Source organism: Pseudomonas sp. FSL R10-2189 (assembly GCF_009600325.1).
Classification (GTDB): domain Bacteria; phylum Pseudomonadota; class Gammaproteobacteria; order Pseudomonadales; family Pseudomonadaceae; genus Aquipseudomonas; species Aquipseudomonas helleri.
Genome location: NZ_WIVZ01000006.1, coordinates 15,687 through 42,143, shown reverse-complemented (window position 1 = coordinate 42,143; position 26,457 = coordinate 15,687). Strand labels below are relative to the sequence as shown.

23 protein-coding genes and 1 pseudogene are annotated in these 26,457 nt (G+C 59.3%); 10 read left to right on the top strand and 14 right to left on the bottom strand.

Annotated elements, in window-relative coordinates:
- Window positions 1–40: 40 nt before the first annotated feature.
- The 10 genes and pseudogenes from kch to GHO32_RS06820 all read right to left on the bottom strand — a co-directional run bounded on the left by kch (window position 41) and on the right by GHO32_RS06820 (window position 9,235).
- Window positions 41–1,213, bottom strand: coding sequence for a voltage-gated potassium channel protein (gene kch, locus GHO32_RS06865; protein WP_153335202.1), 1,173 nt, complete (start codon window positions 1,211–1,213; stop codon window positions 41–43).
- A gap of 93 nt (window positions 1,214–1,306) precedes the next feature.
- Entirely contained in the window at window positions 1,307–2,365 is a 1,059-nt protein-coding gene (locus GHO32_RS06860; RefSeq protein WP_153335203.1) for a HoxN/HupN/NixA family nickel/cobalt transporter, read from the bottom strand.
- A gap of 23 nt (window positions 2,366–2,388) precedes the next feature.
- Window positions 2,389–3,387 (bottom strand): urea transporter, encoded by a 999-nt coding sequence (yut, locus tag GHO32_RS06855; protein WP_178113849.1) that lies wholly within the window; start codon window positions 3,385–3,387, stop codon window positions 2,389–2,391.
- A 42-nt stretch (window positions 3,388–3,429) separates the two neighbouring features.
- Window positions 3,430–4,392, bottom strand: a complete 963-nt coding sequence (locus GHO32_RS06850) for an urease accessory protein UreD (protein ID WP_153335204.1) — start codon at window positions 4,390–4,392, stop codon at window positions 3,430–3,432.
- Entirely contained in the window at window positions 4,389–5,045 is a 657-nt protein-coding gene (ureG, locus tag GHO32_RS06845; protein ID WP_048387408.1) for an urease accessory protein UreG, read from the bottom strand. The genes GHO32_RS06850 and ureG overlap by 4 nt, the downstream gene beginning before the upstream one ends.
- Window positions 5,046–5,073: 28 nt before the next feature.
- The gene (locus GHO32_RS06840) at window positions 5,074–5,760 is read right to left on the bottom strand and encodes an urease accessory protein UreF (protein WP_153335205.1); all 687 of its coding nucleotides are present in this window, start codon (window positions 5,758–5,760) and stop codon (window positions 5,074–5,076) included.
- Window positions 5,761–5,781: 21 nt separating this feature from the next.
- The gene (ureE, locus tag GHO32_RS06835; RefSeq protein WP_368668399.1) at window positions 5,782–6,459 is read right to left on the bottom strand and encodes an urease accessory protein UreE; all 678 of its coding nucleotides are present in this window, start codon (window positions 6,457–6,459) and stop codon (window positions 5,782–5,784) included.
- Between the two features lie 101 nt (window positions 6,460–6,560).
- A complete protein-coding gene (locus GHO32_RS06830) occupies window positions 6,561–8,279 on the bottom strand; it encodes an urease subunit alpha (RefSeq protein WP_153326474.1) in 1,719 nt (572 codons plus the stop codon).
- A gap of 191 nt (window positions 8,280–8,470) precedes the next feature.
- Window positions 8,471–8,761: pseudogene (locus tag GHO32_RS27155) on the bottom strand (urease subunit beta); the annotation flags it as partial.
- A gap of 171 nt (window positions 8,762–8,932) precedes the next feature.
- Complete coding sequence (locus GHO32_RS06820; RefSeq protein ID WP_048369202.1) at window positions 8,933–9,235, bottom strand: urease subunit gamma; 303 nt, start codon at window positions 9,233–9,235, stop codon at window positions 8,933–8,935.
- Window positions 9,236–9,263: 28 nt separating this feature from the next.
- On the opposite strand from GHO32_RS06820, the gene GHO32_RS26780 reads away from it, so the two are divergent.
- Window positions 9,264–9,389: a hypothetical protein gene (locus GHO32_RS26780; protein WP_256665485.1), complete on the top strand. Its 126-nt coding sequence runs from the start codon at window positions 9,264–9,266 to the stop codon at window positions 9,387–9,389.
- Between the two features lie 341 nt (window positions 9,390–9,730).
- On the opposite strand, the gene GHO32_RS06815 is transcribed toward GHO32_RS26780, so the two are convergent.
- Window positions 9,731–10,807, bottom strand: coding sequence for an FUSC family protein (locus GHO32_RS06815; RefSeq protein ID WP_153338165.1), 1,077 nt, complete (start codon window positions 10,805–10,807; stop codon window positions 9,731–9,733).
- Window positions 10,808–10,980: 173 nt separating this feature from the next.
- Between GHO32_RS06815 and GHO32_RS06810 the strand changes: the two genes are divergently transcribed.
- Both GHO32_RS06810 and GHO32_RS06805 read left to right on the top strand, forming a co-directional pair.
- Window positions 10,981–12,384 (top strand): FAD-binding oxidoreductase, encoded by a 1,404-nt coding sequence (locus tag GHO32_RS06810; protein ID WP_048369201.1) that lies wholly within the window; start codon window positions 10,981–10,983, stop codon window positions 12,382–12,384.
- A gap of 35 nt (window positions 12,385–12,419) precedes the next feature.
- Entirely contained in the window at window positions 12,420–13,373 is a 954-nt protein-coding gene (locus tag GHO32_RS06805) for a LysR substrate-binding domain-containing protein (protein WP_153336108.1), read from the top strand.
- Between the two features lie 4 nt (window positions 13,374–13,377).
- On the opposite strand, the gene GHO32_RS06800 is transcribed toward GHO32_RS06805, so the two are convergent.
- Both GHO32_RS06800 and GHO32_RS06795 read right to left on the bottom strand, forming a co-directional pair.
- On the bottom strand, window positions 13,378–14,721 hold the full coding sequence (locus GHO32_RS06800) for an MFS transporter (protein WP_153336107.1): 1,344 nt from the start codon (window positions 14,719–14,721) through the stop codon (window positions 13,378–13,380).
- Between the two features lie 211 nt (window positions 14,722–14,932).
- Entirely contained in the window at window positions 14,933–16,345 is a 1,413-nt protein-coding gene (locus tag GHO32_RS06795; protein WP_153336106.1) for a PLP-dependent aminotransferase family protein, read from the bottom strand.
- Between the two features lie 153 nt (window positions 16,346–16,498).
- Here GHO32_RS06795 and GHO32_RS06790 point away from each other — a divergent pair, with 153 nt between their 5' ends.
- Together GHO32_RS06790 and GHO32_RS06785 are read left to right on the top strand one after the other, a co-directional pair.
- Window positions 16,499–17,272 (top strand): class II aldolase/adducin family protein, encoded by a 774-nt coding sequence (locus GHO32_RS06790; RefSeq protein WP_153336105.1) that lies wholly within the window; start codon window positions 16,499–16,501, stop codon window positions 17,270–17,272.
- Between the two features lie 143 nt (window positions 17,273–17,415).
- On the top strand, window positions 17,416–18,450 hold the full coding sequence (locus GHO32_RS06785; protein WP_153336104.1) for an ABC transporter substrate-binding protein: 1,035 nt from the start codon (window positions 17,416–17,418) through the stop codon (window positions 18,448–18,450).
- Between the two features lie 55 nt (window positions 18,451–18,505).
- On the opposite strand, the gene GHO32_RS06780 is transcribed toward GHO32_RS06785, so the two are convergent.
- On the bottom strand, window positions 18,506–19,291 hold the full coding sequence (locus tag GHO32_RS06780) for an SDR family NAD(P)-dependent oxidoreductase (RefSeq protein WP_153336103.1): 786 nt from the start codon (window positions 19,289–19,291) through the stop codon (window positions 18,506–18,508).
- A gap of 379 nt (window positions 19,292–19,670) precedes the next feature.
- Here GHO32_RS06780 and GHO32_RS06775 point away from each other — a divergent pair, with 379 nt between their 5' ends.
- The 5 genes from GHO32_RS06775 to GHO32_RS06755 all read left to right on the top strand — a co-directional run bounded on the left by GHO32_RS06775 (window position 19,671) and on the right by GHO32_RS06755 (window position 26,432).
- Entirely contained in the window at window positions 19,671–20,579 is a 909-nt protein-coding gene (locus GHO32_RS06775; protein WP_153336102.1) for a LysR family transcriptional regulator, read from the top strand.
- A 152-nt stretch (window positions 20,580–20,731) separates the two neighbouring features.
- Window positions 20,732–22,282 carry an MFS transporter gene (locus GHO32_RS06770; RefSeq protein WP_371924510.1) on the top strand — a complete coding sequence of 517 codons (1,551 nt, stop codon included), beginning with the start codon at window positions 20,732–20,734 and terminating at the stop codon, window positions 22,280–22,282.
- Window positions 22,279–23,343 (top strand): HlyD family secretion protein, encoded by a 1,065-nt coding sequence (locus GHO32_RS06765; RefSeq protein WP_153336101.1) that lies wholly within the window; start codon window positions 22,279–22,281, stop codon window positions 23,341–23,343. The genes GHO32_RS06770 and GHO32_RS06765 overlap by 4 nt, the downstream gene beginning before the upstream one ends.
- Window positions 23,340–24,770, top strand: coding sequence for an efflux transporter outer membrane subunit (locus GHO32_RS06760; RefSeq protein WP_153336100.1), 1,431 nt, complete (start codon window positions 23,340–23,342; stop codon window positions 24,768–24,770). The genes GHO32_RS06765 and GHO32_RS06760 overlap by 4 nt, the downstream gene beginning before the upstream one ends.
- 342 nt (window positions 24,771–25,112) lie before the next feature.
- Entirely contained in the window at window positions 25,113–26,432 is a 1,320-nt protein-coding gene (locus tag GHO32_RS06755) for an MFS transporter (RefSeq protein ID WP_153336099.1), read from the top strand.
- The last annotated feature ends 25 nt before the right edge of the window (window positions 26,433–26,457 follow it).

Genomic DNA, 26,457 nt, shown 5'->3' with positions numbered 1-26,457 from the left:
TGTTCCAGGCCATTGCGGGGCACAACGAAAGGGCTATTGGCTACAGCGACGTGCGCTTGCCGAAGAAGATTTCGGTGATCAGGTTGTTGTCGATCTGATCGCCCTGCAGGGTGCGCACCAGCAGTTCACTGCCCAACAACGGCAGGGACAGCACCATGTTCGGGGCCACGCGTTTAACTTTGGGGATGTTGTCGGTTTCGTTGACCAGCGCGATGATTTTGGTGGTGTCACCTGCCACTTCCTTGGCGGCCAGAATGGTGAACACATTCTCTGCATCGTTTTCACGCAAGGTGACGATGTATTTGGCCTCGTCGGCACCGGCCAGTTTAAGGGTCGCGGTTGAAGAAGGATCACCCTCGATGATATCGGCGGTTTCTGGCAACTCGTGCTGGGCGCCAGGAACATTGATGACGGTGACGTGCTCGCCACGGTCAATCAGGCCGGTATAAACGTTTTGGGCCAGTGAGCCAGTGCCGACCAGGATGTAGTGATTTTTACGGGCCATGTGGGTAATCCTGCCTTTGACAATGCGTTGAATGTTATTGCTGATCAGAGGTCCGGCAATCGACGCCACCGACACCGCGAAGATGGTGATCCCCAGAATAATCACCGTCACGGTGAAGAGCCGGGCATCGGTGCTGTGCGGCACGATGTCGCCAAAACCGACGGTCGACATCACCACTATGGAGAAATAAAACGCCGAAGGCAGATCGTTGACCTCAGGGGTGAATTGATCGCCCAGGTACAGCGTGCCCAAGGTGCTGTAGACAATCAGCGAGGCGATACTGACGATCGCAAAGAAGCTGCCGGTGGCCAGGCTGTGGTGATCAAAGCGACGCCAGTAAAAAATCAGCAGGGCGATGGTGAACAACGAGTAGTAGGCCACGCCGTTGGGATTTTTCACGATGAAAAAATCGACGCAGACCGTGGCGATCAATAACAGCAGTGAAAAAAACCAACTGATACGTGACTTGAGCAACAGGCCGATCGACATTAGCACCAGCAAAAACCCGACGACAAATCCGGGGATTTCCAGCAAGGCTAAAAAGCTTAAGGCGTCCTTCCACGAGTTAAAGACACCGCCCGCCGCATCAGAGTGGGCGATGCCGCGTTGCAGCACCGGCAGAATCAGGGCCATCCCATTGATGGCAGCCACCAGGGCTACCCCATACGCAAACGAGAGTCGCGATTTAACTTCCTGTAATAAAGTCATAATTCCTACGACGTGTCTATTTAGCGGTTTCAAGAGTGTAGGTCAGGTTAATACACCTGACCTTTCTGGCTTCGCGCAGTTTAACAAGTGGCTTTAGACGCTGGCACCCAGTCGGTCATAGCCTCGCAAGTAGTAATTAAGTCCCGATATCAGCCAGCAGAGCACGAACAGGGCGATGATCCAGTAGCCAATTTCACCAAAGTTGTCGTTAAGCGCCGCAATTGGCGCCCATACTCCGCCACTCAGTTCCAGCTTGTCAGCGATTAGGCCCAGCGCTTCGACGCCGCCGATAAACAGCGCGACAAACACCGACGCGGCGGTGATGGTGATGTTGTAGTAAAGCTTGCGCACGGGCTTGGAGAAGGCCCAGCCATAGGCGCCGATCATCACGAAGTTGTCGAGCGAGTCGATCAGCGCCATACCGGCGGCAAACAGCACCGGGAACACCATGATTGACCACAGGTTGATGCCTTGTGAGGCGCTGGTGGCGCTGATACCCAGCAGGCCGACTTCGGTGGCGGTGTCAAAGCCAAGGCCGAACAGAAACCCCACCGGGTACATGTGCCAGCTTTTGTTGACCAGGTTGAACAGGCGGCCAAAGATCCGCGCCATCAGTCCGCCCTTGTTGGCCACCAACAGGTCCAGTTCTTCGGCGGGCAGGGTGTGGCCCGCCTTGACCTGTTTGAACTTTTTGTACACCGACAGCAGGATCACCAGGTTGAGCACGCCGAACAGCAGCAGGAACACCGAGGACACCAGGGTGCCGATCAAACCGCCGGTTTCATGGAACCACTCCATGTCGTCCTTGAAGGCCATGGCGGTGGCGGCGATGGCAAAGGAGGCGAGCATCACAATGGTCGAGTGCCCGAGGGAGAACCAGGTACCGACGGCAATCGGTCGCTTGCCTTGCTGCATCAATTTGCGCGTGACGTTATCAATGGCTGCGATGTGGTCAGCATCCACCGCATGGCGCAACCCGAAGCCGTAGGCCAGCAACGCGGTGCCCATCAGTACCGGGTTGCTGCCGAACTCGATAAACGCCCAGGCCCAGGCGAGCAGGTTGGCGACCACCAGGCCGACCAGTAAATATATGGCCCGCCTTGTGGTATCGCTGGTGTCAGAACGGCTGGAAGGGTAAGCGATAGCGGTCATTGTTTTTCCTCAAAACACTGCACTTATTGACGATGAGAGGGCATTACGTCCTTGTTCGGCACCAAAAATAACCATGACGCGAGCACAAAAGGCATGGTCAGGGTCGGGATGCCCACAGGGGCCAACACAGTATTCAAAGCACCCTGCACAAATACAGTGAAAATTACACCGATCAGCGTGTAGATCAGGACCCGCAAGCGCGGCTTGTTGAAGGTTGAGCCCAGCGCGATGGCGGTGAGTACGGCACTGAATGCATACAAGCCGTTGTTGATGGCCGACTGCTCGCCCTGCAACAGGGTTGCCACCAGCACCGCCAGTAATGAACCCACCAGCCCAAACAGCGCTGCCCACAACGAAGACACTGCCAGACCAGCCAAAAATAAAAAACTGCCGACCACCGTGCTGATCAGAAATACTTCGGAGATGCCGTAGAACGTGGCGTGGAACACGTCGATGCCGTCGAGCAGGTCTGGCGTGTGCGCGACCAGATCGTGGGGCAGGTTGGGCAGGGGCAGTGCGTGGCTGTTCAGGCCGCCAAAGGCATAGCTGGCCAACAGCATGGTCCAGGTCACCAGAACGAAGGGCGCGGTCAGGGCCGCGACTTTCCAGGTTTTCAGAATGTCGGCAATGCAGATGGTGACGATGACCGAGACCACGCCGCCGAGAATGATGCACAGCCAGACGATGGGCGTAACCTCCAGAAACGTCGGCAAGCCAACGCCCACCAGGCAACCGTTGTAGCCGAACAGACCGGCTTTCCACGACGTCTGGTCCTTGAGGTGCATGCCAGTAAACGTGGCTGCGACGGTGCCCAGCACGCTGCCAAATGCGACCGCCGGATTGCCTTCGGCAAAGGCCCCGACAAATATCGCGGCAAAAAACAGCAAGCCGGTCAGCGGGTTGTTCTGGAACATCACCTGCGCGCAGCCGCGCAGGGTGACGTCAATAAACCCCAGCAGTGCGTTGCCATTTGCCAGTTGCGACCACTTGGATAACGCCGCGTGCATAGTGACTTTCTCCATCGAACCCCGCTGGGAGCTGTGTTCACCTGCTCCCAGCGGCGTTTACTTCCACAAAAAGGGCGGTGGCAAAGTCACGCCCAGGATCTCTTCGCGGGCGACGGCCCAAAACGCGCGAATTTGCGCTTTCACGGTGCCGCTGTCATTGCCCAGCACTTTAAAGATTAAACCGCACTGATTGGGCAAGCGTGTGACACCGCTGGCCAGTCCCGCCTGCCTGTCAAACACGGCCGGGATGCGCTCGACAATGCGCTCGTGATGTTCCTGGGGCGTGAGTAACACCACGTTGGCGAACACGTCAAAGGTTTGCATGACACCGACGGCGTCCAGGCTTTGTTTTTTCGGCTCCAGCACGTATTTCTCGACAAACAGCTCCTTGCCCTCAAGGGTTTCGGCGGATACCCGGGAGGAATACACATCAAAGCCGAAACGCTCATCGACATGGTGATACTTGCGCCCCGACATCAGGGTCTCGCAGTAAAGGGCCGTTGCCGTCGGGTGGATGCTGATGCGCGTATCGGTGATAAACCGTGCATCGCGATGGGGGATCAGCGGGTCGGGCATAAACTCCAGGTAGCCGTTTTCTTCGATTCGCAGGTGCTGAACCTGCGTGGCGTAGTTGGCGTTCATGGAGTGCACTTTGGTCGCCGACTGGGTGGTGACATGCCCGCAGGCGCCCACGCCCACGCTCACATCCGTGGCCAGACGGTCGCCCTGGAGCACGCAACCCGAGGTCGAGATCATGGTCACGCAGGGCAGTTGCGGCAGTGCTTCGTCCCAGTACAAGGCCCGTTGCACCAATGACGGCACGCGCCGCTCCATGTCCGCCAGCACGCTGCGCTTGCCGCGTTGCTCAAAACCCAGGCGCAGGTAGCCGCTTTTGCCGACGGCGCCGCTGTGCATCTGCGCGGGTTCGTCCTGGTAGTACGCGAGTTCCGGGGCATCGTTGCCGAGTGAATGAGCACGAAGCCGTGAAGGGTTGTTCACGATCTGGCTCTGCGCTGTCATGCCGTAACCTCAGCCTTGGTCGCCGGGGCAGAGGGTTTGTGGGCGAACAGGAACATGTGTTCGATCATATCCACCAGCGCTTCGATGCCATGCCCGGTTTTGCAGTTGGTGAGGATGTAAGGGCGGCCGCTGCGCACCACTTGGGTGTCGCTTTCCATGACCTCCAGGCTCGCGCCCACGTAAGGCGCCAGGTCGATTTTGTTGATGATCAGAATGTCCGCCTGCACCAGGCCGGGGCCGTTCTTGCGAGGGATTTTCTCGCCTTCGGCGACGTCGATCACGTAGATATAAAAGTCGGCCAGCGCGGGGCTGAAGGTCAGGGTCAGGTTGTCGCCGCCGCTCTCGATCATGATCAGGTCGCTGTCCGGGAACTTCTCTTCCATCTCCTCGACTGCGGCAATGTTCATGCTCGGGTCTTCGCGTACCGCCGTGTGCGGGCAGGCGCCGGTTTCAACGCCGAGGATCTTGTCTTCGTCGAGGATGCCCTTGAGCGTGCGCTTGACCTGTTTGGCGTCTTCGGTGGTGACGATGTCGTTGGTGATGATCAGCGGCTTGTAGCCACGCTGAATCAGGATCGGGGTGATCACTTCGATGACGGCAGTTTTACCGGAGCCGACCGGGCCGCCAATACCAATACGGGTAATCTTTTTCACAGGCTTTTCCTTGGAAAGTGCAACGGATTCAGTTCATGAACAAACGCACATGGGCTTTGACGTGGACCGCCGCCAGCACGTCGACGATGGGGACATACGACGACATTTGCTCGATGTCGCCGATTTCTGCGATGTCGCAGAAGGTTTCGATGTCATGGTTCAGTTCAAACAAAATGCGCTGGGTGTCGAGGTGGGTGACCCGCATCAGGCGCATGGCCGCGCTGAGGATGGTCATGGCCACGCCGTACTGGTGCATCACCACCACTTCTCGGGCACCGATGCCCTGGGTCGACATGACCACTGCCTGGGTGACGGGGTAGGTGCCGGCGGCATGACCGGCTTTGATGTGTTCGAGCCACCAGCGCACCAGTGGTTTTTCCACCACATGGATCGACATTTCGGCGAGTTTTTTGCCCATGCGGGTGGCCATTAACCGGCTTTCTTCATTGAGCTTGCGGTTGTTCACCGCCCAGTCGGCGCGCAGGATCGCGTCACGGTCATCGGCCACGGCAGCCCGGTGCGCCGCGACCACGCCCATGCCGTCACAACTGGCGGCCTGTTTGAGGGCGGTGAGGACAAACCCCTTGAGGCTGTCGATATCGTGCACGATGCCGGTCTGAATCGCCGACTCCACGCCGTTCGAGAACGAAAAGGCGCCGACGGGCAATACCGAGTCGCCAAACTGCATGATGCGAATCAGGTCTGATGCGTTCATCCAAAGTGCCTTATGCCGGTTTTAATGCTTAGCGTCATGGCTGTGAAACGTCAGGCCGTTGTCATGGCTATGGCTGTGCGGGTCATGCAGGTATTGGCCTTTGATCTGCAGGGCGGCGGCTTCCAGTTTGTCCTGGGGGCTGGCCACATGAACGTGGGTGGCGGTTTCTTCGGCGCCACCAAACAGCAGGCGCGCTTCAGAAGGGGTGAGGTTGGGCAGCACGGTGGCACCGCTGATAAAGGCGTAGGGCAGGTGCTCAAAGCCGTGGGTGCGCATCACCGAATCCATCATCTTGGTTTCCACCGTGAGCGGGATGTACACCTCGTTGTTTTTGGTCACGGCCTTCCAGTGCTGGTTTCCCAGGGCATGCCCGAGTTCGAAGCTGGTCTTGATCAGCACGTCCAGGGGTTGCTGCTTGAGTTCTCTCAAGTCAATGACCATCACGTCGCGCAGGTTGAGTTGCACCACCACGGCATGCCGGGTGGGCTCATCCCACATCAGTACGTCGCCGTCAGCCAGCACCACGTTGCGGTCCAGCGAGATCCCGAGGTCAAGCCCGCCGACGCTGGTGCGGCGGCAGCGGCTTTTTTGCGCTTCACGCTGGTCGAGGACCAGCACATCAATGTTGGCGCCTTGCAGTTTTTGCTTCCAGGCCGGGTCTTTCTTGGCATTGCCCAGAATGTGTTCAATCAAAATCACCTTAAAACTCCTCTCTGATCCCTTGTAGGAGCGAGCTTGCTCGCGATCTTTTGATCTTTAAAAGATCGCGAGCAAGCTCGCTCCTACAGTCAGGTGGTGGCTTAGCCGAAGAAGTAGCGCTGGTTCATGGCGGCCACGTCGATGGGTTTGCACGTGGCGTGCACGCCGTCGACCTTGACCTCGAAGGTTTCCGGGTTCACTTCGATTTTTGGCGTCTGGTCGTTACGCACCAGGTCTTTTTTTGAGATGGTGCGGCAGTTGCGAATGGCCATGACCTGGCGGTCCAGCCCTGCTTTTTCCTTAACCCCGTCCTCCAGCGCGGCTTGCGACACAAAGGTCACGCAGGTGTCCTGCAGGGTTTTGCCGAAGGCGCCGAACATGGGGCGGTAGTACACCGGTTGCGGCGTGGGCAGGGAGGCGTTGGGGTCGCCCATGGCGGCCCAGTTGATCATCCCGCCCTTGATCACCATTTTTGGCTTGGCCCCGAAGAACCGCGGGTCCCAGAGCACCAGATCGGCCATTTTGCCGACTTCGACCGAGCCCAGAACATGGCTCACACCCTGGGCAATGGCCGGGTTGATGGTGATTTTTGCGACGTAGCGAAGCACCCGGAAGTTATCGTTGTCCGGGCTGTCTTCTGGCAGTTTGCCGCGAGAGGCTTTCATCGCGTGGGCGGTTTGCATCACCCGCAGCCAGTTCTCTCCGACCCGGCCCATGGCCTGGGAGTCGCTGGAAAACATCGAGATCACGCCCATATCCTGCAGCACGTTCTCGGCAGCGATGGTTTCCGGGCGCACCCGGCTTTCTGCGAACGACACGTCGGCTGGCACGTTGGGGTTGAGGTTGTGGCACACCATGATCATGTCGAACAGCTCTGCCTGGCTGTTGACGCCATAGGGCAGGGTCGGGTTGGTCGAACTCGGCAGCACGTTGAGCTGGCTGGCCACGCGGATAATGTCCGGGGCGTGGCCACCACCCGCACCTTCGGTGTGGAAGGTGTGAATGGTGCGGCCTTCAAAGGCATCAATGGTGTCTTCGACGTAGCCGCCTTCGTTCAGGCTGTCGGTGTGGACCGAGACCTGCACGTCCATTTCATCGGCAATGCGCAGCGAGTGGCGCAGGGCGTTGGAGGTGGCGCCCCAGTCTTCATGGACCTTGAGGCCCGCGACCCCGGCAATGATTTGCTCGGCCAGCGGGGCGTGGGCATAAGAGTTGCCTTTGCCCAGCAAACCGACGTTGATCGGCAGGCCCTCAATAGCCCGCAGCATCTTGCGGATGTTCCACGGGCCGGGGGTTACGGTGGTACCGTTGGTGCCGTCCGTGGGGCCAATGCCGCCGCCGAAGAAGGTGGTGATGCCATTGGAAAGGCCGTGATAAGCCTGTTGCGGTGAGATCAGGTGAATATGGGTGTCGATCCCGGCAGCGGTCAGGATCAAGTGCTCGCCCGAGATGGCATCGGTGCTGACGCCGACCACCATGTCTGTGCTGATGCCGGACATCACGTCCGGGTTGCCGCTTTTGCCGATCCCGCAAATCTTGCCGTCACGAATACCGACGTCGGCTTTGATCACGCCCTGAATCGGGTCAATGATGGTGACGTTGGTGATCACCAGGTCCAGCACGCCGTTGTCGCGGGTCAGGTGGTTGTTGTGACCCATGCCGTCGCGCAGGGATTTCCCCCCTCCGTAGACCGATTCTTCGCCGTAACCGCGCAGGTCCTTTTCGATTTCGACGAACAGGTTGGTATCGCCCAAGCGGATTTTGTCGCCGGTGGTGGGGCCAAACAGGCCTGCGTATTCTTTGCGTGAAATGGTGGGCATCGATGGCTCCTTGCTAATGCCGCGCTGGCGCTGAGGGCGTCATCGCGCAGGTGCAAAAAAAGTGAGTGCATGCGGGGCTGTGCGGGCTACGGATCGGTCTTGGAAAACTTGAAACCCAGCTTGGTGGCAAGTTGTATGGCTTGCAGTTTTTCCGCGCGTTCATGCAGGGCGATGGTGTTGTCTGGCGCCCAGCCGTCGACCAGGTTGTTGAAGCCGTACACGGTCTGTTTGCCACCGTAAGGGATCAGCGACACTTCAATTTCATCGCCCGGCTCAAAACGGATCGCCGTGGTCGAGGTGATGTTCAGACGTTTGCCAAAGGCGGCAGCCCGGTCGAATTCCAGTGCGCGGTTCACTTCAAAAAAGTGGTAATGCGAGCCGATCTGAATCGGGCGGTCGCCGGTGTTGCGCACTTTGATCTGGGTCACCGGGCGGTCTTCGTTGAAGGTGATCGGTGTGCTGGCGTAGACAATGCCGCCCAGCGGTACATCGTCTTCCTGGTCTTTAGGCACGCCGCCAGGGTCTTTGGCATTGGGGATGCTGTGCTCAGGATGCGTGTCCTGATGCGGGCTGGCGGGTGCGGCGGTTTTTTTGCGGGTCATGACGGGCTCCTCAAAACAGGGCTGTGTGCGTTGAGCGATCAAGCCAGGCCGTTATTTGATCGGGTCGTGAACGGTCACCAAACGGCTGCCGTCGGTAAAAATCGCCTCAACCTGAACGTTCGGAATCAGCTCGCTGACGCCTTCCATCACGTCGTCTTTGGTCAGCACCTTGCTGGCTTCTGTCATGACGTCCTCAACCGATTTGCCGTCCCGGGCGCCTTCCAGGGCCGTGACGGTGATGATTGAAACGGCCTCCGGGTAGTTCAGCTTCAAGCCGCGCGCCTTGCGACGCAGCGCCACGTCCGAGAGGGTGTACACCATGAGTTTGTCGATCTCTCTGGGGGTGAGTTGCATAAGCCCTCCTGTTTACAGTGCGGTAAAAATGAGTGTTCGGCGTGTGGGGCACGGCTTGAACCTGCGCCCACGTGAAGAAGCCGGTAACGGGCTGAGCCGTTCAGGCGTGGTGACAATGAATGAGTGTTTTACGGGGGCTGCCCACCCCGATTGACGGGCCGCAGGCACGTAATACCCGATGCAGGTGTGTTTCATCGGCTCGACCGTTCAAATCCATTGCGGTGGGGGCGATCTGAGCCTAGACCATTTTTTTTGAGGGGGGAGCGCATGAGCAATTATTTGGGCGCAGGGGTTGTCAGAGCGTGTTGGCAGGGAGTGTTTTTTGTTCTTAATTTTTTTATTAAAAACAATTAGTTATTTATCTATTCATGACTTTTTTTGAGCGTTCATCGTGAATTCGCGTTGTTATAAAAAATCACAAGACGGTAAAAAATCTTTATTTTAAGTAGGTTAATTCCTACCGAATAAGTAGGAATTGTCTTTAGTTTTTTGCGCTCAACCTTGCTGAACAACTGCGTGTTTTCGGTAGAGCGCGGCATGCAATTGATCATTCAGTTCGGTCAACTGCTGGAGCATTTGCAGGCTCAGCCAGACATAGGCATAGAACGGGGTTTCGACATTTTTGCTGTTGGCGACTTGCAGGGCCAGGTCCTTGAGGTCACGGGTGGTCTGCCGCAACTGGTCGCTGATGTCGTTGTTGCCAATGCCCATGCACAAGGTGTTTTGCAGTGACTGCAAGGCGTGGGGGATCAACTGCCGAACCTCACGCAACACCGGCTCATCTTCAATCAGCGTGTGACTTTGGGCAGACGACCAATAGGCATCGATCATCAGCGTCAGCGTCGACAGCAAATTCCGGTGCAGCGTTTGCAGCCCATGCAAAACCGCCGGTTTCAGCTTGCTTTCACTGCTGGCCGGGACGATGTAGTTGCGCAGTTTGAGGATGGTGTCGAGCTCATCCTTTAGCTGTTCTTCCAGTTGCGGCCGCTCAAGGGTTTTCTGTGAAAAGCAGGTTTCGTACAGGTGCTTGAGTTTGCCCAGACTCTGGCTGAAGGTGATGCGCCAATCGGTGTAGGCGCGCTGCGGGTAGATGCTCGAATAGAGCATCGCCAGCACGGAGCCGGTTAACACATACAGGCTGCGCAGAAGGGCAGACTCCATGTCATTGGGCGGTGAGCAACTGACCACGGCCAGGGTTGAGCCGATTAGCAAGGCCATATACGGGTGCTTGCCGAGGGTCAGGTAGCCGGCCACAAACATCACCACCGCGCACCACAGCAGCATTGCCGGGAATGAATAAATCTCCAGAAACAGCGCGATCAGCCCGGACACCGCGCCGATCACCGTCCCGCCAGTACGTTGCAGCGCCCTTGAGAACACGTTGCCCCAATACGGCTGCGGCCCCATTACGATCAGCAGGGTGATGAGGATCCACACGGCGCCATCGAGCCTGAAATAACGGATCACGGTGTAGGTGATGAGAAACGCCAGGCTGATGCGCAGGGCGTGGATCCAGCGGTAGTACCGGTAGGTCAGCTGTTCCAGGTTGGAGATCTTTTTACCCAGTTGCATAGAAAGCCCCACGACGGCGAAGGATCGGGCAGCCAGCGTAGTTCAGGCTGGCACAATTGACCATGCGCCATGCTTTAAGCAGATAGTACCCTCTGTATTTGGAATGGCGGGGAGGGCGCCTGCTGCGTTTAAGATGCTCGCGTGATGCCAAAAAAATAATCGAGGATGGCCTGATGAACGCAATTCCAACGCTGCTGAACCGCAAGCCCTTGCCCGAGTCTTTATTGCTCGCATTGGGGCAACTCTTGGGCACGCGGCTGTCGACCTCGGCCAGTGTGCGCGAGCATCACGGGAGCGATATTTCGTCGTTGGGCCCGGTCCCGCCGGATGCGGTTGCGTTTGTCGAGAGCCTTGAGGAGATCATCAGCGTCTCCAGCCTGTGCCATGCCCACGATGTGCCGATGATTCCTTACGGCAGCGGCACCTCGCTTGAGGGCTGGCTGCAGGCGGTGCAGGGCGGGGTGTGCATCGATGTGTCGGGCATGAACCAGATTATCCAGATCCGCCCGGACGACATGGACGTGACGGTGCAGCCGGGTGTCACGCGCAAACAGTTGAACGCCGCTTTGCACGGCACCGGCCTGTTTTTTCCGATTGATCCGGGGGCCGATGCGTCGCTGGGCGGTATGGCCTCGACCCGGGCGTCGGGCACCAACGCTGTGCGTTACGGCACCATGCGCGAGAACGTGCTGGGCATGACCGCGGTGCTGGCAGACGGTCGGGTGATCCAGACCGGCGGCCGGGCCCGCAAGTCTTCGGCCGGGTATGACCTGACGCACTTGCTGGTGGGGTCGGGCGGTACGTTGGCGACCTTCGCCGAGTTGACGGTTAAGTTACATCCCTTGCCTGAAGCCGTGTCGGCGGCCATTTGCACCTTCCCTTCAGTGGATCAAGCCGTGCAGGCGGTAATCCAGACCATTCAGTTGGGCGTGCCGATTGCCCGCATCGAGCTGATCGATGCGCTGACCGTGCGGGCGATCAACGCTTACAGCAAGACCTCACTGCGTGAAGCGCCGTCCTTGTTTTTTGAATTGCATGGTTCGGAGTCCGGGGTTAAAGAGCAGATTGAAACCGTGCGCCTGGTGGCTGATGAACACGGCGGCCAGGACTTTGAATGGGCGGTCAACCCTGAAGACCGCACCCGGCTGTGGCAAGCACGGCACGATGCCTACTTTGCTTCGGTGGCGTTGCGTCCCGGCTGCCGATCGTTGACCACCGACTCGGTGGTGCCGATTTCGCGTCTGGCCGAGTGCATTGAAGCGACCGCCGCAGACCTTGAAGAAAATGGCCTGTTGGCGCCGATTTTTGGCCATGTGGGCGACGGCAACTTCCACGCCTTGATCCTCGTCGACCCCGACAATGCCGATGAAGTGGCCCGCGCCGAAGCGGTGGCGCACCGCCTGGCCGAGCGGGCGATTGCCTACGAAGGCAGTTGCACCGGCGAGCACGGCATTGGCTTGACCAAGCGGGACTACATGGCGGTCGAGCATGGCCAGAATGCCGTGGATGTCATGCGTTCAATCAAGCACGCGCTAGACCCCAAAGGCTTGATGAACCCCGGCAAGATTTTTGGCTGACGCCTGAGCGCCTCAAGGGCTGTAGAATCGCCAGCATGGAAATTCGACAGCTCAAATATTTTGTGGCGATTATCGACTGCGGCAGCCTCTCAGGGGCTGCCCGCGAAGTCTTTGTGGCCCAATCGGCCCTGAGTAAACAGGTCCTGGAACTCGAAAAAGAACTCGGCGTGCAGCTGTTGCACCGCAGCCGCAACGGCGTCAGCGCGACGGATCCGGGCAAAGTCTTCTACGAGTACGCCCAAGGTATTCTCAAGCATCTGCAGGACGCCCGCGTGGCGGTGCTCGACTCGGCGCAGACCCTCAGCGGCTCGGTGGTGGTGGCCTTGCCGCAGAGCGTCGCCAGCCCGCTGGCCTTGCCATTGCTGCGTGCAGTGGCGGCGCGTTACCCGCATATCAGCCTGAACCTCAATGAAGAACTGACCGGGAATCTGTTTGAGCAACTGCTCTACGGGCGCATCGACCTGGCGTTGTTTACCGATGTTGGCTTGCCCGCGGAAATCGCCTTCAGCCCGCTGCTGCAAGAAGACTTTTACTGGCTCAGCGCGGCGACCGACCCTCAACCTCCGGGCACCGGCGCCCTCACACTTGAGCAGGCACTGGCGCGCCCGCTGGTGTGGCCGGGGCTGGCCCACGGGCATTGCACGCGGGTGCTGGTTGAGGCTGCGCTGGCCAAACAGGGTGCGTTCGTTGAGTCGGTGGCCCTTGAGGTCAACTCGGTGCACATTCTTAAAAGCGCCGTGGAAGCGGGGATCGGGCCGACCATCATGCCGCTCAACCTGGCCCGCCGCGAAGTCGACGAGGGGCGTCTGATTGCGCGACGCATAGACTGCCCCGGGCTGTATCGGCGTGTAGGGTTGTGCGTGTCGACGCGCATGCCATCGACCCCGGCGCGGCAGGCTGTGGCCGATCTGATACGTCAGGTGGTGAGCGACATGTGCCTGCAGGATCAATGGCCCGGCAGCCATGTGCTGACCGCCGGGCCCGCCTGAGCGGTCAGGGTTGTTGTGGCAGCGGGTTGGCCGGGGCCAGTCCGCTGATACCGGCTTTGACCTTGGGCACACAGAGGCCCAATACGCCGCCCAGCACCAGCACCGCCGCCATCATGTACATCGAGGCTTGGGTGCTGCCGGTGACTTGGGTGATCCAGCCGACCACGATGGTGGCAAAGAAGCCTGCGACGTTACCCATGGAGTTGATCAGCGCGATACCTGCCGCTGCGGCAGCCCCGCCGACCACTGCGGTGGGCATGCTCCAGAACACCGGCAGGCTGCTGACCATGGCCGCGGTGCCAATGGTCAAACCGATCATGCCGAGTACCAGATTGCCGCCGAACAGTGTGCCAAACAGCACCCCGGCGGCGCCCAAAGTGGCGCAGATTGCCAGGTGCCAGCGGTACTCACGATGGCGGTCGGAACTGCGCCCCACCAGCACCATGACCACCGCCGCTGCGGTGAAGGGTATAGCCGAAAGCATGCCGATCACCCACGGTTGCTCGATGCCGCTGTTACGGATGATGGTCGGCATCCAGAAGCTGATGATGTACTGGCCCATGACCAGGCAAAAATACACGCCGCCCAACAGCCATATTTTCGGGTTGAGCAACCCTTCGCGTATCGAGTGCCCTTGCTTGCCTTGGTTGTCGCGCTCGATGGCGGCCTGCATGCCTTGTTTTTCCTCGGCTGTCAGCCACTTGGCATCGGCGATGCGGTCATGCAACAGGTAAAACACCGCCATGCCCAGCGCCACCGCCGGCAAGCCTTCGATCACAAACAGCCACTGCCAGCCTGCGTAACCCGCCACGCCATGCATGTACTGCATGATGAAACCGGAAATCAGTGAGCCCAGCATGTTGGAAATCGGCAAGGCCGAGATAAACAACGCCACCATTACGCCCCGGCGATGGCCTGGAAACCAGGTGGTGAGGTAAAAAATAATCCCCGGGAAGAACCCGGCTTCAGCCACGCCGATCAAAAAACGCAGGGTGTAAAAGCTCCACGGTGTTTGTACAAACATCATTGCCGCCGAGAGCAACCCCCAGGTGACCATGATCCGTGCGATCCAGCGGCGCGCGCCGTAACGGTGCAGGGCGATGTTGCTCGGGACTTCAAACATCAGGTAACCGATGAAGAAAATCCCGGCGCCCAGGCCGTACACCGCTTCACTGAATTTAAGGTCATCGAGCATTTGCAACTTGGCAAAGCCGACGTTGACCCGGTCCAGGTACGCGACCAGAAAACACACCATCAACAGCGGCATGACACGCCAGGCCGTTCTGCGATAAGCCGAATCCAGATGCTGATCAATGCGCTCGGGGTGAGGCGAAGATGAATAAGTCATGAGAAGCCCTTTTTTGTTATAGCGCGCCTGAACACGGGCGTGGCCAGGCATCCTTTTTAGGCCGTGCAGAACATAACGTTTACGTAAACGCCAGCAGGGCAACCCAGACTCTAGAGTCGATGGACGATTCATACAATCGTCAGAGCGTTTTTTGTAGGACAAAACCCCCAGATACCCTGTAGGAGCGAGCTTGCCTCGCGATCTTTTGATCTTAGAGGCGCTCTATCTCCCGCTCCAACAGCTGGTAAATGCGCTCATCAAGGGAATGCGCCACATTGAATCGCATCCACGGAACGATCTGCGCGTTGGGCATGAATAACTGGCCGGGGGCGAGCAGGATTTTTTCGTCGCGGGCTTTGGTTGCCAGCGCGGTCGAGTCTTCGATCAAGGGATGACGGGCCCACAGAAACATCCCGGCATGGGGTTTGACGAACAACTCCATGCCCACGCCTTCCAGCAACCGAGCGACGGTTTCGTGGGCGTCGGCGAGGTTGCCCTGCAACTGTTTGACGTGTTTGCGGTGGCGGCCCTGAAGCAATACCGTCAGGGCCAGTTCTTCGGTCAGCTCCGAGGTGGTGAGGCCGCTGACCAGCTTGAGCGGCACCAGTTCGTCGATCAGTTCCTGGTGCGCCGCTACAAATCCGACCCGCAATGCCGGGGCAATGGTTTTTGAAAAGCTGCCGATATAGATCACCCGCGACAGCTGATCCATGCCCGCCAGCGCTTGCTGGCCGGTGGTGTCGAGGTCGGCGTAAATGTCATTTTCGACGATCAGGAAGTCGTACTTTTCAGCCAGTTGCAGCACCCGGTGCGCCACCGCCAGCGACAGGCTGGTGCCGGTCGGGCAGTGCAGGCGGGTGTTGGTGAAAAACACTTTGGGCCGATGCTGGATGATCAGCGCTTCAAGCTCTTCAAGGTCGAAACCATCGAGGGTGCGCGGTACACCCAGCAGTTTGGCCCCTTGCAAACGCAAGTTGAGGAACAGGTTGTGATAGCCCGGTTCGTCCACCAGCACGCTGTCACCGCGTTGCACCAGATAACGCGTGACCAGGTCCAGCGCATGGCTGCCGCCGCTGGTCAGCATGATTTGTTCAGGGTTGGCGGCGATTCGCGTGTCTGCCAGTTTTTCTGCGAGTTTAGCGCGCAGCCGGGGTGAACCTTTGGCCTGTCCGTAACCGGAAAAACTGCCGGGCTCGTTGCGCGCCAAGGTGCGCAGGCCGCGTTGCAGGCCGTCGTGGTCTGTCCACTGCTCGGGAAGCAGGCCGATGCCCGGGCGTAATTCCATGCCCATGGGCTCGAAGACTTTTTGCAGCAGCAGGTGCGCGTCAAAGTCGAACTCAGTGTCTTCTTCGTGGGTCACCGGCACAGGGTCGGGGCGCGGGTTGCCGGGGCTGCTGCGCACATAGAAACCGGCATTGCGCACCGGCGTCAGGTGACCGAGCGCCACCAGGCGGTCGTAGGCTTCGACAGCGGTAAAGTGGCTGACCTTGTGGGTCTGCGCAAATTTGCGGATCGAAGGCAGTTTGCTGCCGGATTTCAGCCGGTGTTCTTTGATCGCCAGGCTGATCCCCGAAACGATCTGGTTGACCAGTGACTCCTCGGAGTCGGGATCCAAAAACATCATAAACATCCGTCCAGGCTCGAAGGGCTGCGGTATGTGTACCGGTAAAAAGACCATAACAGTAATGCGCCGGCAGCAGGTTTTCTGTGCATGGTCGCCGCTGGCGTGCGGGGGCAAGCTTATGCCATTGCCACCTCAATCGAACAAGGACCCGCGATGCACGACACGCCTTTTCAATTCGACCGCAGCCTGATTTCCGATGATGAGTGGAAAACCCGTTGCGACCTGGCTGCACTGTACCGGCTGGTGGCGCATTTTCGAATGACCGATCTGATCGACACGCACATTTCGGCTCGGGTGCCGGGTGAGGAAGGGCACTTCCTGATCAACCGCTACGGGGTTTTGTTCCATGAAATGCGCGCGTCCGATCTGGTCAAGATCGACTATGACGGCAATACCGTCGATGCCCATCACGGCCCTGACAGCGTCAACCGTGCGGGTTTCAACATCCATTCAGCGATTCATGCTGCACGGCATGACATCAGTTGCATCGTGCATACCCACACTTCGGCAGGCATCGCGGTGTCCGCGCAAGAAGACGGCTTGTTGCCGATCAGCCAGCACGCGCTGAAGTTCTACCGGCGTCTGGGTTACCACGACTACGAGGGCATCGCTCTCAACCCGGATGAGCGCCAGCGCCTGGTGCGCGACCTGGGCCCGCACATGGTGATGATTTTGCGTAACCACGGCTTGCTCGCTACCGGCCGTTCGATTGCCGAGGCGTTCAATCAGATTTACTTCCTGGAGCGTGCCTGTCAGGCCCAGGTTCAAGCGCAGGCGGGCGGGGCGGTTTTGCGATTCCCCTCCGAGGCCGTATGTGAGTTGACCGCTCAACAGTCCGATGACGAGATTGAGCACAACCTGCATCAACTGGCCTGGTCGTCTGTGCTGCGTTTGATTTCCAAAGATCAAGGAGATTACCAAAGCTGAGGGACCGCAGCGGTCAGGTCGTCAACGGCCTGACTCAACACTCGACTGGCCCCAGAGCCAGATGTGCGAAGCTGGGCGCTCGCTCAGTGAGCGCTGCCAAGCGTGATTCAACTCTGCCATAACAATTAATCCTAGAGGTAGATATGAAAAAGACAGCAATCGGAGCCTTGCTTATCGCGGCTATTTCGGCCAATGCGATGGCTAACGAAATTACCGTGATTTCGTTTGGTGGTGCCAGCAAGGACGTGCAGACCGACGCGTTCTACAAACCCTTCGCCAACGCCAGCGGCAACAAAGTAATTGCAGGCGAGTACAACGGCGAGATGGGCCGGATCAAAGCCATGGTCGACACCAAGAGTGTCAACTGGGACGTCGTGCAGGTCGAAGCGCCGGAGCTGATTCGCGGTTGCGAAGAAGGCCTGTTTGAACCCCTCGACCAGAGCAAGCTGGGCAACCCGGCAGACTACGTGCCGGGTACGCTGTCCGAGTGCGGCGCGGGTGTGCTGGTGTGGTCGATGGCCATGGCCTACAACGGTGACAAAGTCAGCAGCGCGCCGACCGGCTGGGCCGATTTTTGGGACACCCGCAAATTCCCTGGCAAGCGCAGCCTGCGCAAAGGCGCCAAGTACTCACTCGAAGTCGCGTTGATGGCCGACGGCGTACCGTACGCCGACATCTATAAACAGCTGTCTACCAAGGAAGGCGTGGATCGCGCATTCCGCAAGCTCGATGAGATCAAGTCCGATATCCAGTGGTGGGAAGCCGGTGCGCAACCGATGCAGTTTCTGGCCAGCGGTGACGTGGTCATGACCACGGCCTTTAATGGCCGGGTATTCGCCGCTCAACAATCCGGGGCCAACCTCAAGGTGGTCTGGAATGGCAGCATCTACGCCATCGACTCGTGGGCGATCCCGACTGGTAGCAAAAACAAGGCCGTGGCCGAAGACTTTATTGCCTTCACCCTCAAGCCGGAAAACCAGAAGATCCATACCAAAGAGTTGGGCTATGGCTCGGTCAACCTGAACACCGCAGCGTTGTTGGACCCGGCCCTGGCAGCACGGCTCAATACCGCGCCGGATAACCTGTCCCAGGCCATGCCGATCAATAACGAGTTCTGGGTCAACCATGGCGAAGAACTGGAGCAGCGCTTCAATTCATGGGTCGCCAAAACCAAGTAATCGCAGCGAATAAATGCGGCCTGTCAGCAGGCCGCATTGCGTTTGGCGCAGAGGTTCAGATAACCGGATTGCGCCCGCCGTTCACCGGCAGGATCGCGCCGACGATGTAACTGGCCCGGTCGCTGGCGAGAAACAGCGCCGCGTCGGCCACCTCCTCAGGTTTCCCGTAACGCCCCAGCGGCACGCTGGCCACGCCACGCGCCAACGCTTCTTCGGGGGAAATATTCAAGCGCTTGGCTTCCACGGCCACCGATTGTTCGACCCGGCCTGTGAGGGTATAGCCGGGGTTTATCGCATTGATCCGGATGCCCTGCGCCGCGTAGTGTTCGGCGGCGCCGACGGTGGCCAACATCAATGCGGCGTTGGCGGCCCCGCCGGACAGGTGAGTGCTGGTCGGCACCTTGCCGCCCGAGCCGATGATATTGACGATCACGCCCTGACCGCGGGCGCGCATGCCCACCAGCACGGCTTGTTGGCTATTGATCACCGGATAGTATTTGTCCTCCATGCCCGCGCGCAGCGCCTGGCCGTCGAGGTCTTGCGGGTCAAAGCGTTTGGCCGCACCGGCGCTGTTGATCAGGATGTCGACAGGGCCATGCTGCGCTTCGATATCGGCGATCACCTGCACTGCATTTTCGTAGACCGACAGGTGAGCGGCAAAACCGCTTGCCTTGATCCCGTCCTGCTCCAGGGTATTGAGCGCCGCTTCGATATTCTCAAGCGTTCGCGACACGATCACCACACGGGCCTGTTCCTGGCCGAATGCACGGGCGCAGGCCAGGCCGATGCCCTTGCTGCCGCCGGTAATGACCACAAGTTTTCCACGCAGATTGAGATTCATGCCAGGGTTCCTGTCAGTGGGTTAAACGAGTGAGCATCATAGACCTGATGATGAGCCGGTTTGTAGTCGCGGCCCACGTATGAGGCAGCGATCTTTAAAGGCGTGTTTGGGGCGAGGAAGGCAGGGCGTCAAGCAGCGAGAAAAAAGGGCCATTACCCTCATGGGGATCCGGTAATGGCCAAGATTCTCAACCAAAGAGAGCGTCAGGCATCAACCTGACGGCGGGCAATTTACCTGTACGGGGTTTAGTTAGCTAGCTAAGGAGCTGGGATACAGTTTTACCTCCTGCGCAATAATGGTGCACCGCTTAACAACCTTGTGCGGCGATGCGGCTTGATGCATCTGGCCTCTGCGGGCGTTAAACGCTAACCTTGCGGCCATGCAAATACCTGACTTGAATCTGCTGGTTGCCCTCAATATCTTGCTTGAAGAGGGCTCTGTGGCGGGCGCTGCCCGGCGCATGAACCTCAGTGCTCCGGCCATGAGCCGTACCCTGACGCGTATCCGCGAAGTGTTGAATGACCCGATTCTGGTGCGTTCCGGACGCGGACTGGTGCCAACCCCAAGAGCTCTGGAGCTGCGCGAGCAGGTACGCGGCGTGGTGGAGCTGGCGCACGGGGTGTTCACCCAAAGCCAGGACAGCGATTTGCGCACGCTGGAGCGCACGTTCAGCATCCGCTCCAACGATGTATTTTTCGGTGTGTACGGCGAAGCGTTGCGTCAGCGCATGGCCCAGGAAATGCCCAAAGCAACCTTGCGGGTTGTGCCCGAGGGATTTACCGATGATCAGGCGCTGAACGAGGGGCGCATCGATTTGACCATCTGCGCCACCAACAAGTTTTCTGCGGACATCAAGGTCCAGCGCCTGTTTACTTGTCCGTTTGTGGGGCTGGCCCGCGAAGGTCACCCCATTTTTGACCAGCCGCTCACCGTGCAACGCTTTGTCGAGTTTGACCACATCAGCGTGTCCCGCCGAGGTGTTCCTCGTGGGCCGATCGATTCGATGCTGGCCGAGATAGGCCTTGAACGGCGCGTGTCCTTTACCACGCCAACCTTTTATTCAGCGATCTTTGCCCTTGCGGCTTCCGACCTGATCCTGCCGCTCATGCCGCAGATGTTGCTTAAAACCCTTGAGCCCTTGGGTTTGAAGCTGCGCCAGTTTGAACTGCCCATCACCCTGCAACCTGTGGAAATCAGCCAGGCCTGGCACCCGCGCCTGGACAATGACCACGCCCATCGCTGGTTGCGCCGCACCCTCAAAACCTTCTGCGAGAACGCCACTCTTTGATTGTGGATTGCGTCTGACGCACTCCACAGTTAGCTATTTATCAATTTTTATAGCATTGCCGCTTGGTTAAACTTTTTGTCATCTAGTTAGAAGACGGAGTTAGCCATGTATTGGCGTTTTAAACGTGGGCGTGATTGGGCGCCGGGAGCCGAGTGGTGACCTCGCTGGCCGCAGGCTCGATCAGTGTTGCGCCGCCCGTTGCAGCGCCACCGACCAGTGCCGCGTTTGGTTTGCGGATTTTTACCGGGCTGGTGGGGGTGCTGCTGGCGGTGCTGGTCTCGGGTTTTAACGAAAACGTGACCAAAGTGGCGATGCCGGACATACGCGGCGCCATGGGCATCGGCTATGACGAAAGCACCTGGTTGCTGGCGGTGTATTCGGCCACGTCGATCAGTGCCATGGCCTTCGCGCCGTGGTGTGCGGCGACGTTCTCGCTGCGTCGCTTCACCTTGTGTGCAATAGGCGCGTTTTTGCTGCTGGGTATCTTGTGTCCCTTCGCCCCCAACGTTTCTGTGTTGATGCTGCTGCGGACCTTGCAAGGGTTTGCCGGAGGCGCGTTACCGCCCATGTTGATGTCGGTGGCGTTGCGTTTTTTGCCGCCGCAGATCCGCTTGTACGGGCTGGGCAGTTATGCGCTGACCGCCACTTTTGGCCCCAGCTTTGGTACGCCGTTGTCGGCCTGGTGGGTGGAATACGCCGGTTGGCAGTGGGCGTTCTGGCAAGTCATTCCGCTCAGCCTGCTGGCCATGGCCTGTGTGGCCTGGGGCTTGCCGCAAGACCCGCTGCGGCTGGAGCGTTTCAAGCAGTTTGACTGGCGCGGGCTGCTGCTCGGCTTGCCCGGTTTGATCATGCTGGTGCTGGGCCTTGAGCTGGGCCAGCGGCTGAACTGGTTCGAGTCCGAAATGATCCGGATCTTTATCGTCGGCGGGCTGGCCTTGCTGGTGCTGTTTTTCATCAACGAATGGTCGCACCCGCTGCCGTTCTTCAAGTTGCAATTACTGAAGAACCGCAATCTCACCAGCGCCTTGCTGACCCTGGCCGGGGTGCTGTTTGTGCTGTTGGCGGTGATCAAGATCCCGTCCAGCTACCTGGCGGAGATTCAGGGCTATCGCCCGCTGGAAACCGCGCCGGTGATGCTGATGGTGGCCTTGCCGCAGTTGATTGCGCTGCCGCTGGTGGTCGCCCTGTGCAACCTGCGCTGGGTCGATTGCCGCTGGGTACTGGCCATCGGTCTGGGCTTGCTGGCGTTGGCGTGTGTGCTGGGTTCGCAGGTGACCTCGGTGTGGAGCCGCGAGAACTTTTACGGTTTGCAGGCGATTCAAATCATCGCTCAGCCGATGGCGGTGATCCCGCTGCTGATGCTGTCGACAGGCGGCCTCAATCCGGCTGACGGGCCCTTCGCCTCGGCGTGGTTCAACACGGTTAAAGGCTTCTCGGCGGTGGCGGCGGGCAGCGTCTTGCAAGTGCTGACAATCAACCGTGAGCACTTCCACTCGATGAGCCTGGTCGATCGCCTGGGCAACTCGCCGCTGGTGTCTGCCGGTGTCGATCTGGCGCACCGGGTGCACCAGCAGGCGATGGTGCTGACCTCGTCGGATTTGTATCTGTGCATGGCCGGTGTCGCGATTTTATTGGTTGTCATTATTCCTTTTGGCCCGACGCGGATTTATCCGCCGGGCACAGTGGCGGGAGCAGTTAAATGAGTACGACAAACGGGCGCAAGCCTTTGCTGATGGTGGGTGCAGGGGTGCTGGCGCTGGCGGTGCTGTACGGGTTGTGGCGCGTGGTGTTTGCCAGCGGCCCGGAGCAGAGCACCAATGACGCGTATGTGAGTGCCGACTTCACCCTGATCGCGCCGAAAGTCGCGGGTTTTATTGATGAAGTGCTGGTGGAGGACAACCAGCCGGTCAAAGCCGGGCAGTTGCTGGCGCGCATCGATGCGCAGGATTATCAAGCCAGCGTAATGGCCGCCCAGGCCATGGTGGCCACGGCCCAGGCCCAGCAGATGAATGCCCAGGCGATGCTTGAGCGCCAGCGTTCGTTGATCGAGGAGGCCAAGGCCACGGTCGATGCCGACCTCGCCCAGGTGGAGTTCGCCGAGCACGAGTTGCAACGCTATGAGCACTTGGCCGGGCAGGGTGCAGGCACTCTGCAAAACTCGCAGCAGGCGAAGAACCGTTCACAAACAGCCCGTGCACAATTGGCGCAACACCGCGCGGCACTTGAAGCCGCCCGTCAGCAAACCCGAGTGCTGGCCGCGCAACACACCGCCGCCGAGGCTTCGGTGCAGCATGCACAAGCGTTGCAGGCACGGGCAGAACTGGAGTTGTCATACACCCAGTTGGTGGCGCCGTTTGACGGCGTGGTCGGGCGCCGCAGCGTGCGCAAAGGTGCTTACGTCAAACCGGGCGACACCTTGCTCGCGGTGGTGCCGGTGGCCAAGGCCTACGTGGTGGCGAACTTTCTTGAGCATCAACTGACGCACATGAGCCCGGGGCAGCGGGTGATGGTCACGGTTGATACCTTCCCCGGCGAGCAACTGCACGGCACCGTCGACAGTATTGCCCCGGCCACGGGGGTGACGTTCTCGGCCATCGCGCCGGATAACGCCACGGGTAACTTCACCAAGGTGGTGCAGCGCATTCCGGTCAAAATCACCCTGGACTCAGACCAGCCGTTGATCCAGCAACTGCGTCTAGGTATGTCGGTGGATGCATCCGTCGACACCGCCAGCACCTCCGGGCAGCAGGTCAGCGCACGATGAACAGTAAAATAATGACCTGCGCCGTCACTTGTTACAGCCTGCTGAGCCTTGGCGGTTGCGTGATGGGGCCTGATTTCAAAACGCCCGAGACACCATTGGCCGCGCATTGGGCGAACACGCCAAGCCAGTCCGGGCACAGCGGGACGGCTGAGTCGCCGGTGGACATGCGCTGGTGGGACAGTTTTGGCGACGCGCAGTTATCGGCGCTGGTACGCGAAGCCCAGACGCACAACTTTGACCTGCAAATGGCCGCCAGCCGCCTTGAGCAAAGCCGGGCCATGCGCCGTCAGGTCGCCGCCGACACGCTGCCGGCGGTAGACGGTTCGGCGGGCTACAGCCGCAGTCGCAACAGCCAGCGCGGCCTGAATGACCCGTCGGGTAAAGAGGGCAAGCAGGCGTTTAACCTGTGGAACGGCGGGCTCGGCATCAGTTGGGAGGCCGATTTGTGGGGGCGCGTGAAGCGCTCGGTGGAGGTAGCAGATGCGTCGGTGCAAATGGCTGAAGAAGACCGCCATGCCGTGCAACTGCTGGTCATCGTACAGACCGCCCAGGATTACATTGAACTGCGCAGCACCCAGCAAGGGCTGGCGGTGGTCGAGCAGAACCTGCACATCGCCCAGCGCAGCCTGGAACTGACCCGGCTACAACTCAAGGAAGGCGTGGCGACGGACCTGGAAGTTTCTGAGGCGGCAGCCCAAGTCGCAGAAATTCAGGCGCGTCTGGCACCGTTGCAACAGCACAGCGCGCAATTGATCAACGCCCTGAGCCTGTTGCTGGCGCGCGAGCCAAGAGCTTTGCAGCAACAATTGAGCACGCCTGCCAATGTACCGTCCTATACCGCGACCGTACCCATCGGCTTGCCCAGTGAACTGGCAGAACGACGCCCGGACATCCGCCGCGCGCAGGCCCAACTGCATGCAGCCACGGCTGCCATTGGCGTCGCCGAGGCGGACTTTTACCCGCGCATTACCTTGTCCGGGAATATGGGGTTTCAGGCGTTGCAACTGTCGGACCTGGGCAGTTGGGGCTCGCGCAGCTTTGCCTTTGGCCCAGGGCTGAGCGTGCCCTTGTTTGAGGGCGGACGCCTGAAAGGCGCGCTGCAATTACAAGAAGGCCGCCAGCAAGAAGCCGGTATTGGTTTTCAGAAAACTGTGCTGCGTGCCTGGCACGAAGTGGACGACGCGCTGGTGGCGTACCAGGCCAACCAGCGCCGCCGCGACAGCCTGCTGCAGGCGGTCGCGCACAACCAGCGGGCACTGGACAGCGTTCACCAACAGTACACCCAAGGCACCGTGGACTTTCTTAACGTGCTGACCGTGCAAAACGCATTGTTGGCCAACCAGGCGGCGCTGGTCGACAGCACCGCCCAGGTTTCACTGTCGCTGGTCGACCTGTATGGCGCGCTGGGCGGAGGCTGGCAGGGCTAATAAATCGAGACCCTATCGCGAGACAGGCTCGGGCCAAGGATTTGAGGCGCATCCCGAATCCGAAGTACGAGCTTGTCTCGCGATCTTTTGATCTTGATCTAAGAGCCCCCCTCACCCTAGCCCTCTCCCGAAGGAGAGGGAACCGATTGGGGGATGCTGAAGATATTAGGTGGCCTGTTTGCTGCGCGACAGCGCGGCGTCGTAGCAGGGGCGTAAGTTCCTACAGCATTCAGCAAGACGAGTTGCAGCGTTCGTATCTGCGTGCCTGCGCAGGGATTTGTTATGCTCGGCCCTCGAATCAAGCGCCAGCATAGGCGTGTCCAGTTCACTTTGAGCGTATTTATGTCTGCCGATACTCAAGCTGTCACGACGCGTTTTTCGCGCTCCGACTATAGAACTCTGGGGCTGGCGGCCCTGGGTGGGGCGCTGGAAATCTATGATTTCATCATTTTCGTGTTCTTCGCCCTGACCCTCAGCCAGCTGTTTTTCCCGCCCGATATGCCGCAATGGCTGCGCTTGCTGCAAAGTTTCGGGATTTTTGTGACCGGCTATCTGGCCCGCCCATTGGGTGGCATCTTGATGGCTCATTTTGCCGATCATTTGGGGCGCAAACGGGTATTTAGTCTGAGCATCCTGATGATGGCCTTGCCGTGTCTGCTGATCGGGATCATGCCGACGTATGCCGACATTGGCTATTTCGCGCCGCTCTTGCTGTTGGCGCTGCGGATTTTCCAGGGCGCAGCAGTTGGCGGTGAGGTGCCCAGTGCCTGGGTGTTTGTTGCCGAGCACGCGCCTGCCGGGCGTCGTGGCTATGCCTTGGGGTTTTTACAGGCCGGTCTGACCTTCGGTTATTTGATCGGCGCCCTGACGGCGACCTTGCTGGCGCAACTGTTTACCCCGGCCGAAATCCTTGATTACGCTTGGCGCTTTCCGTTTTTGCTGGGCGGCGTGTTTGGCGTGATTGGTGTGTGGCTACGCCGCTGGTTGAGCGAAACCCCGGTATTTCTGGCACTGCGCGAGCGCCGTGAGGGCAGGGTAGAGCTGCCTTTACGCACAGTATTGCGGGATTTTCGCCCGTCATTGCTGCCCGCCGCGTTGCTGACCTGCGTACTGACCAGCGCCGTGGTGGTGTTTGTCGTCATTACCCCCACCGTGATGCAACAGCAGTTCGGCATGACCGCCAGCCACACCTTTGCTTTGAGCAGCGTGGGCATCGTGTTTTTGAACATTGGCTGTGTGTTGGCAGGCCTGATCGTCGACCGGATCGGCGTCTGGCGCAGCATCGTGCTGTACAGCGTGCTGTTGCCGCTGGGGATTGGCGTGCTCTACGCCAGCCTGGTCGGGCAATGGGGCTTGCCGGGGCTGGCTTACGCCCTGGCCGGTTTGACCTGCGGGATCGTTGGCGTGGTGCCGTCAGTGATGGTCGGTTTGTTCCCGGCTGAGATTCGCGTGTCGGGCATTTCTTTTACCTACAACATCGCTTACGCGCTTTGGGCCAGTATCACGCCGTTGTTGCTGATTGCCCTGATGCCGTGGAGTCCGTGGGTGTGCGTGCTGTTCTGTGGGGTGATGGGCCTGGTCGGCGTGCTCACGGCCCGCTGGTTCGGCTTTGCCCGTGGCCATCAGGTCGAGCGGCGTTTGCGCGCGTTGGCAGAGGTGTGAGCCAGGCAACCTTCCGTCAGCGCAA

What these genes read in the sequence shown, in the direction of transcription:
- GHO32_RS06840 (WP_153335205.1), bottom strand. Translation starts at nt 5,760, where the DNA reads ATGAACGCATCAGACCTGATTCGCATCATGCAGTTTGGCGACTCGGTA.
- GHO32_RS06815 (WP_153338165.1), bottom strand. Translation starts at nt 10,807, where the DNA reads ATGCAACTGGGTAAAAAGATCTCCAACCTGGAACAGCTGACCTACCGG.
- GHO32_RS06800 (WP_153336107.1), bottom strand. Translation starts at nt 14,721, where the DNA reads ATGACTTATTCATCTTCGCCTCACCCCGAGCGCATTGATCAGCATCTG.
- GHO32_RS06755 (WP_153336099.1), top strand. Translation starts at nt 25,113, where the DNA reads ATGTCTGCCGATACTCAAGCTGTCACGACGCGTTTTTCGCGCTCCGAC.
- GHO32_RS06805 (WP_153336108.1), top strand. Translation starts at nt 12,420, where the DNA reads ATGGAAATTCGACAGCTCAAATATTTTGTGGCGATTATCGACTGCGGC.
- GHO32_RS26780 (WP_256665485.1), top strand. Translation starts at nt 9,264, where the DNA reads ATGAGTGTTCGGCGTGTGGGGCACGGCTTGAACCTGCGCCCACGTGAA.
- GHO32_RS06850 (WP_153335204.1), bottom strand. Translation starts at nt 4,392, where the DNA reads ATGACAGCGCAGAGCCAGATCGTGAACAACCCTTCACGGCTTCGTGCT.
- GHO32_RS06760 (WP_153336100.1), top strand. Translation starts at nt 23,340, where the DNA reads ATGAACAGTAAAATAATGACCTGCGCCGTCACTTGTTACAGCCTGCTG.
- GHO32_RS06780 (WP_153336103.1), bottom strand. Translation starts at nt 19,291, where the DNA reads ATGAATCTCAATCTGCGTGGAAAACTTGTGGTCATTACCGGCGGCAGC.
- GHO32_RS06765 (WP_153336101.1), top strand. Translation starts at nt 22,279, where the DNA reads ATGAGTACGACAAACGGGCGCAAGCCTTTGCTGATGGTGGGTGCAGGG.
- yut (WP_178113849.1), bottom strand. Translation starts at nt 3,387, where the DNA reads ATGGAGAAAGTCACTATGCACGCGGCGTTATCCAAGTGGTCGCAACTG.
- GHO32_RS06860 (WP_153335203.1), bottom strand. Translation starts at nt 2,365, where the DNA reads ATGACCGCTATCGCTTACCCTTCCAGCCGTTCTGACACCAGCGATACC.
- GHO32_RS06810 (WP_048369201.1), top strand. Translation starts at nt 10,981, where the DNA reads ATGAACGCAATTCCAACGCTGCTGAACCGCAAGCCCTTGCCCGAGTCT.
- GHO32_RS06830 (WP_153326474.1), bottom strand. Translation starts at nt 8,279, where the DNA reads ATGCCCACCATTTCACGCAAAGAATACGCAGGCCTGTTTGGCCCCACC.
- GHO32_RS06785 (WP_153336104.1), top strand. Translation starts at nt 17,416, where the DNA reads ATGAAAAAGACAGCAATCGGAGCCTTGCTTATCGCGGCTATTTCGGCC.
- GHO32_RS06820 (WP_048369202.1), bottom strand. Translation starts at nt 9,235, where the DNA reads ATGCAACTCACCCCCAGAGAGATCGACAAACTCATGGTGTACACCCTC.
- kch (WP_153335202.1), bottom strand. Translation starts at nt 1,213, where the DNA reads ATGACTTTATTACAGGAAGTTAAATCGCGACTCTCGTTTGCGTATGGG.
- GHO32_RS06790 (WP_153336105.1), top strand. Translation starts at nt 16,499, where the DNA reads ATGCACGACACGCCTTTTCAATTCGACCGCAGCCTGATTTCCGATGAT.
- GHO32_RS06775 (WP_153336102.1), top strand. Translation starts at nt 19,671, where the DNA reads ATGCAAATACCTGACTTGAATCTGCTGGTTGCCCTCAATATCTTGCTT.
- GHO32_RS06795 (WP_153336106.1), bottom strand. Translation starts at nt 16,345, where the DNA reads ATGATGTTTTTGGATCCCGACTCCGAGGAGTCACTGGTCAACCAGATC.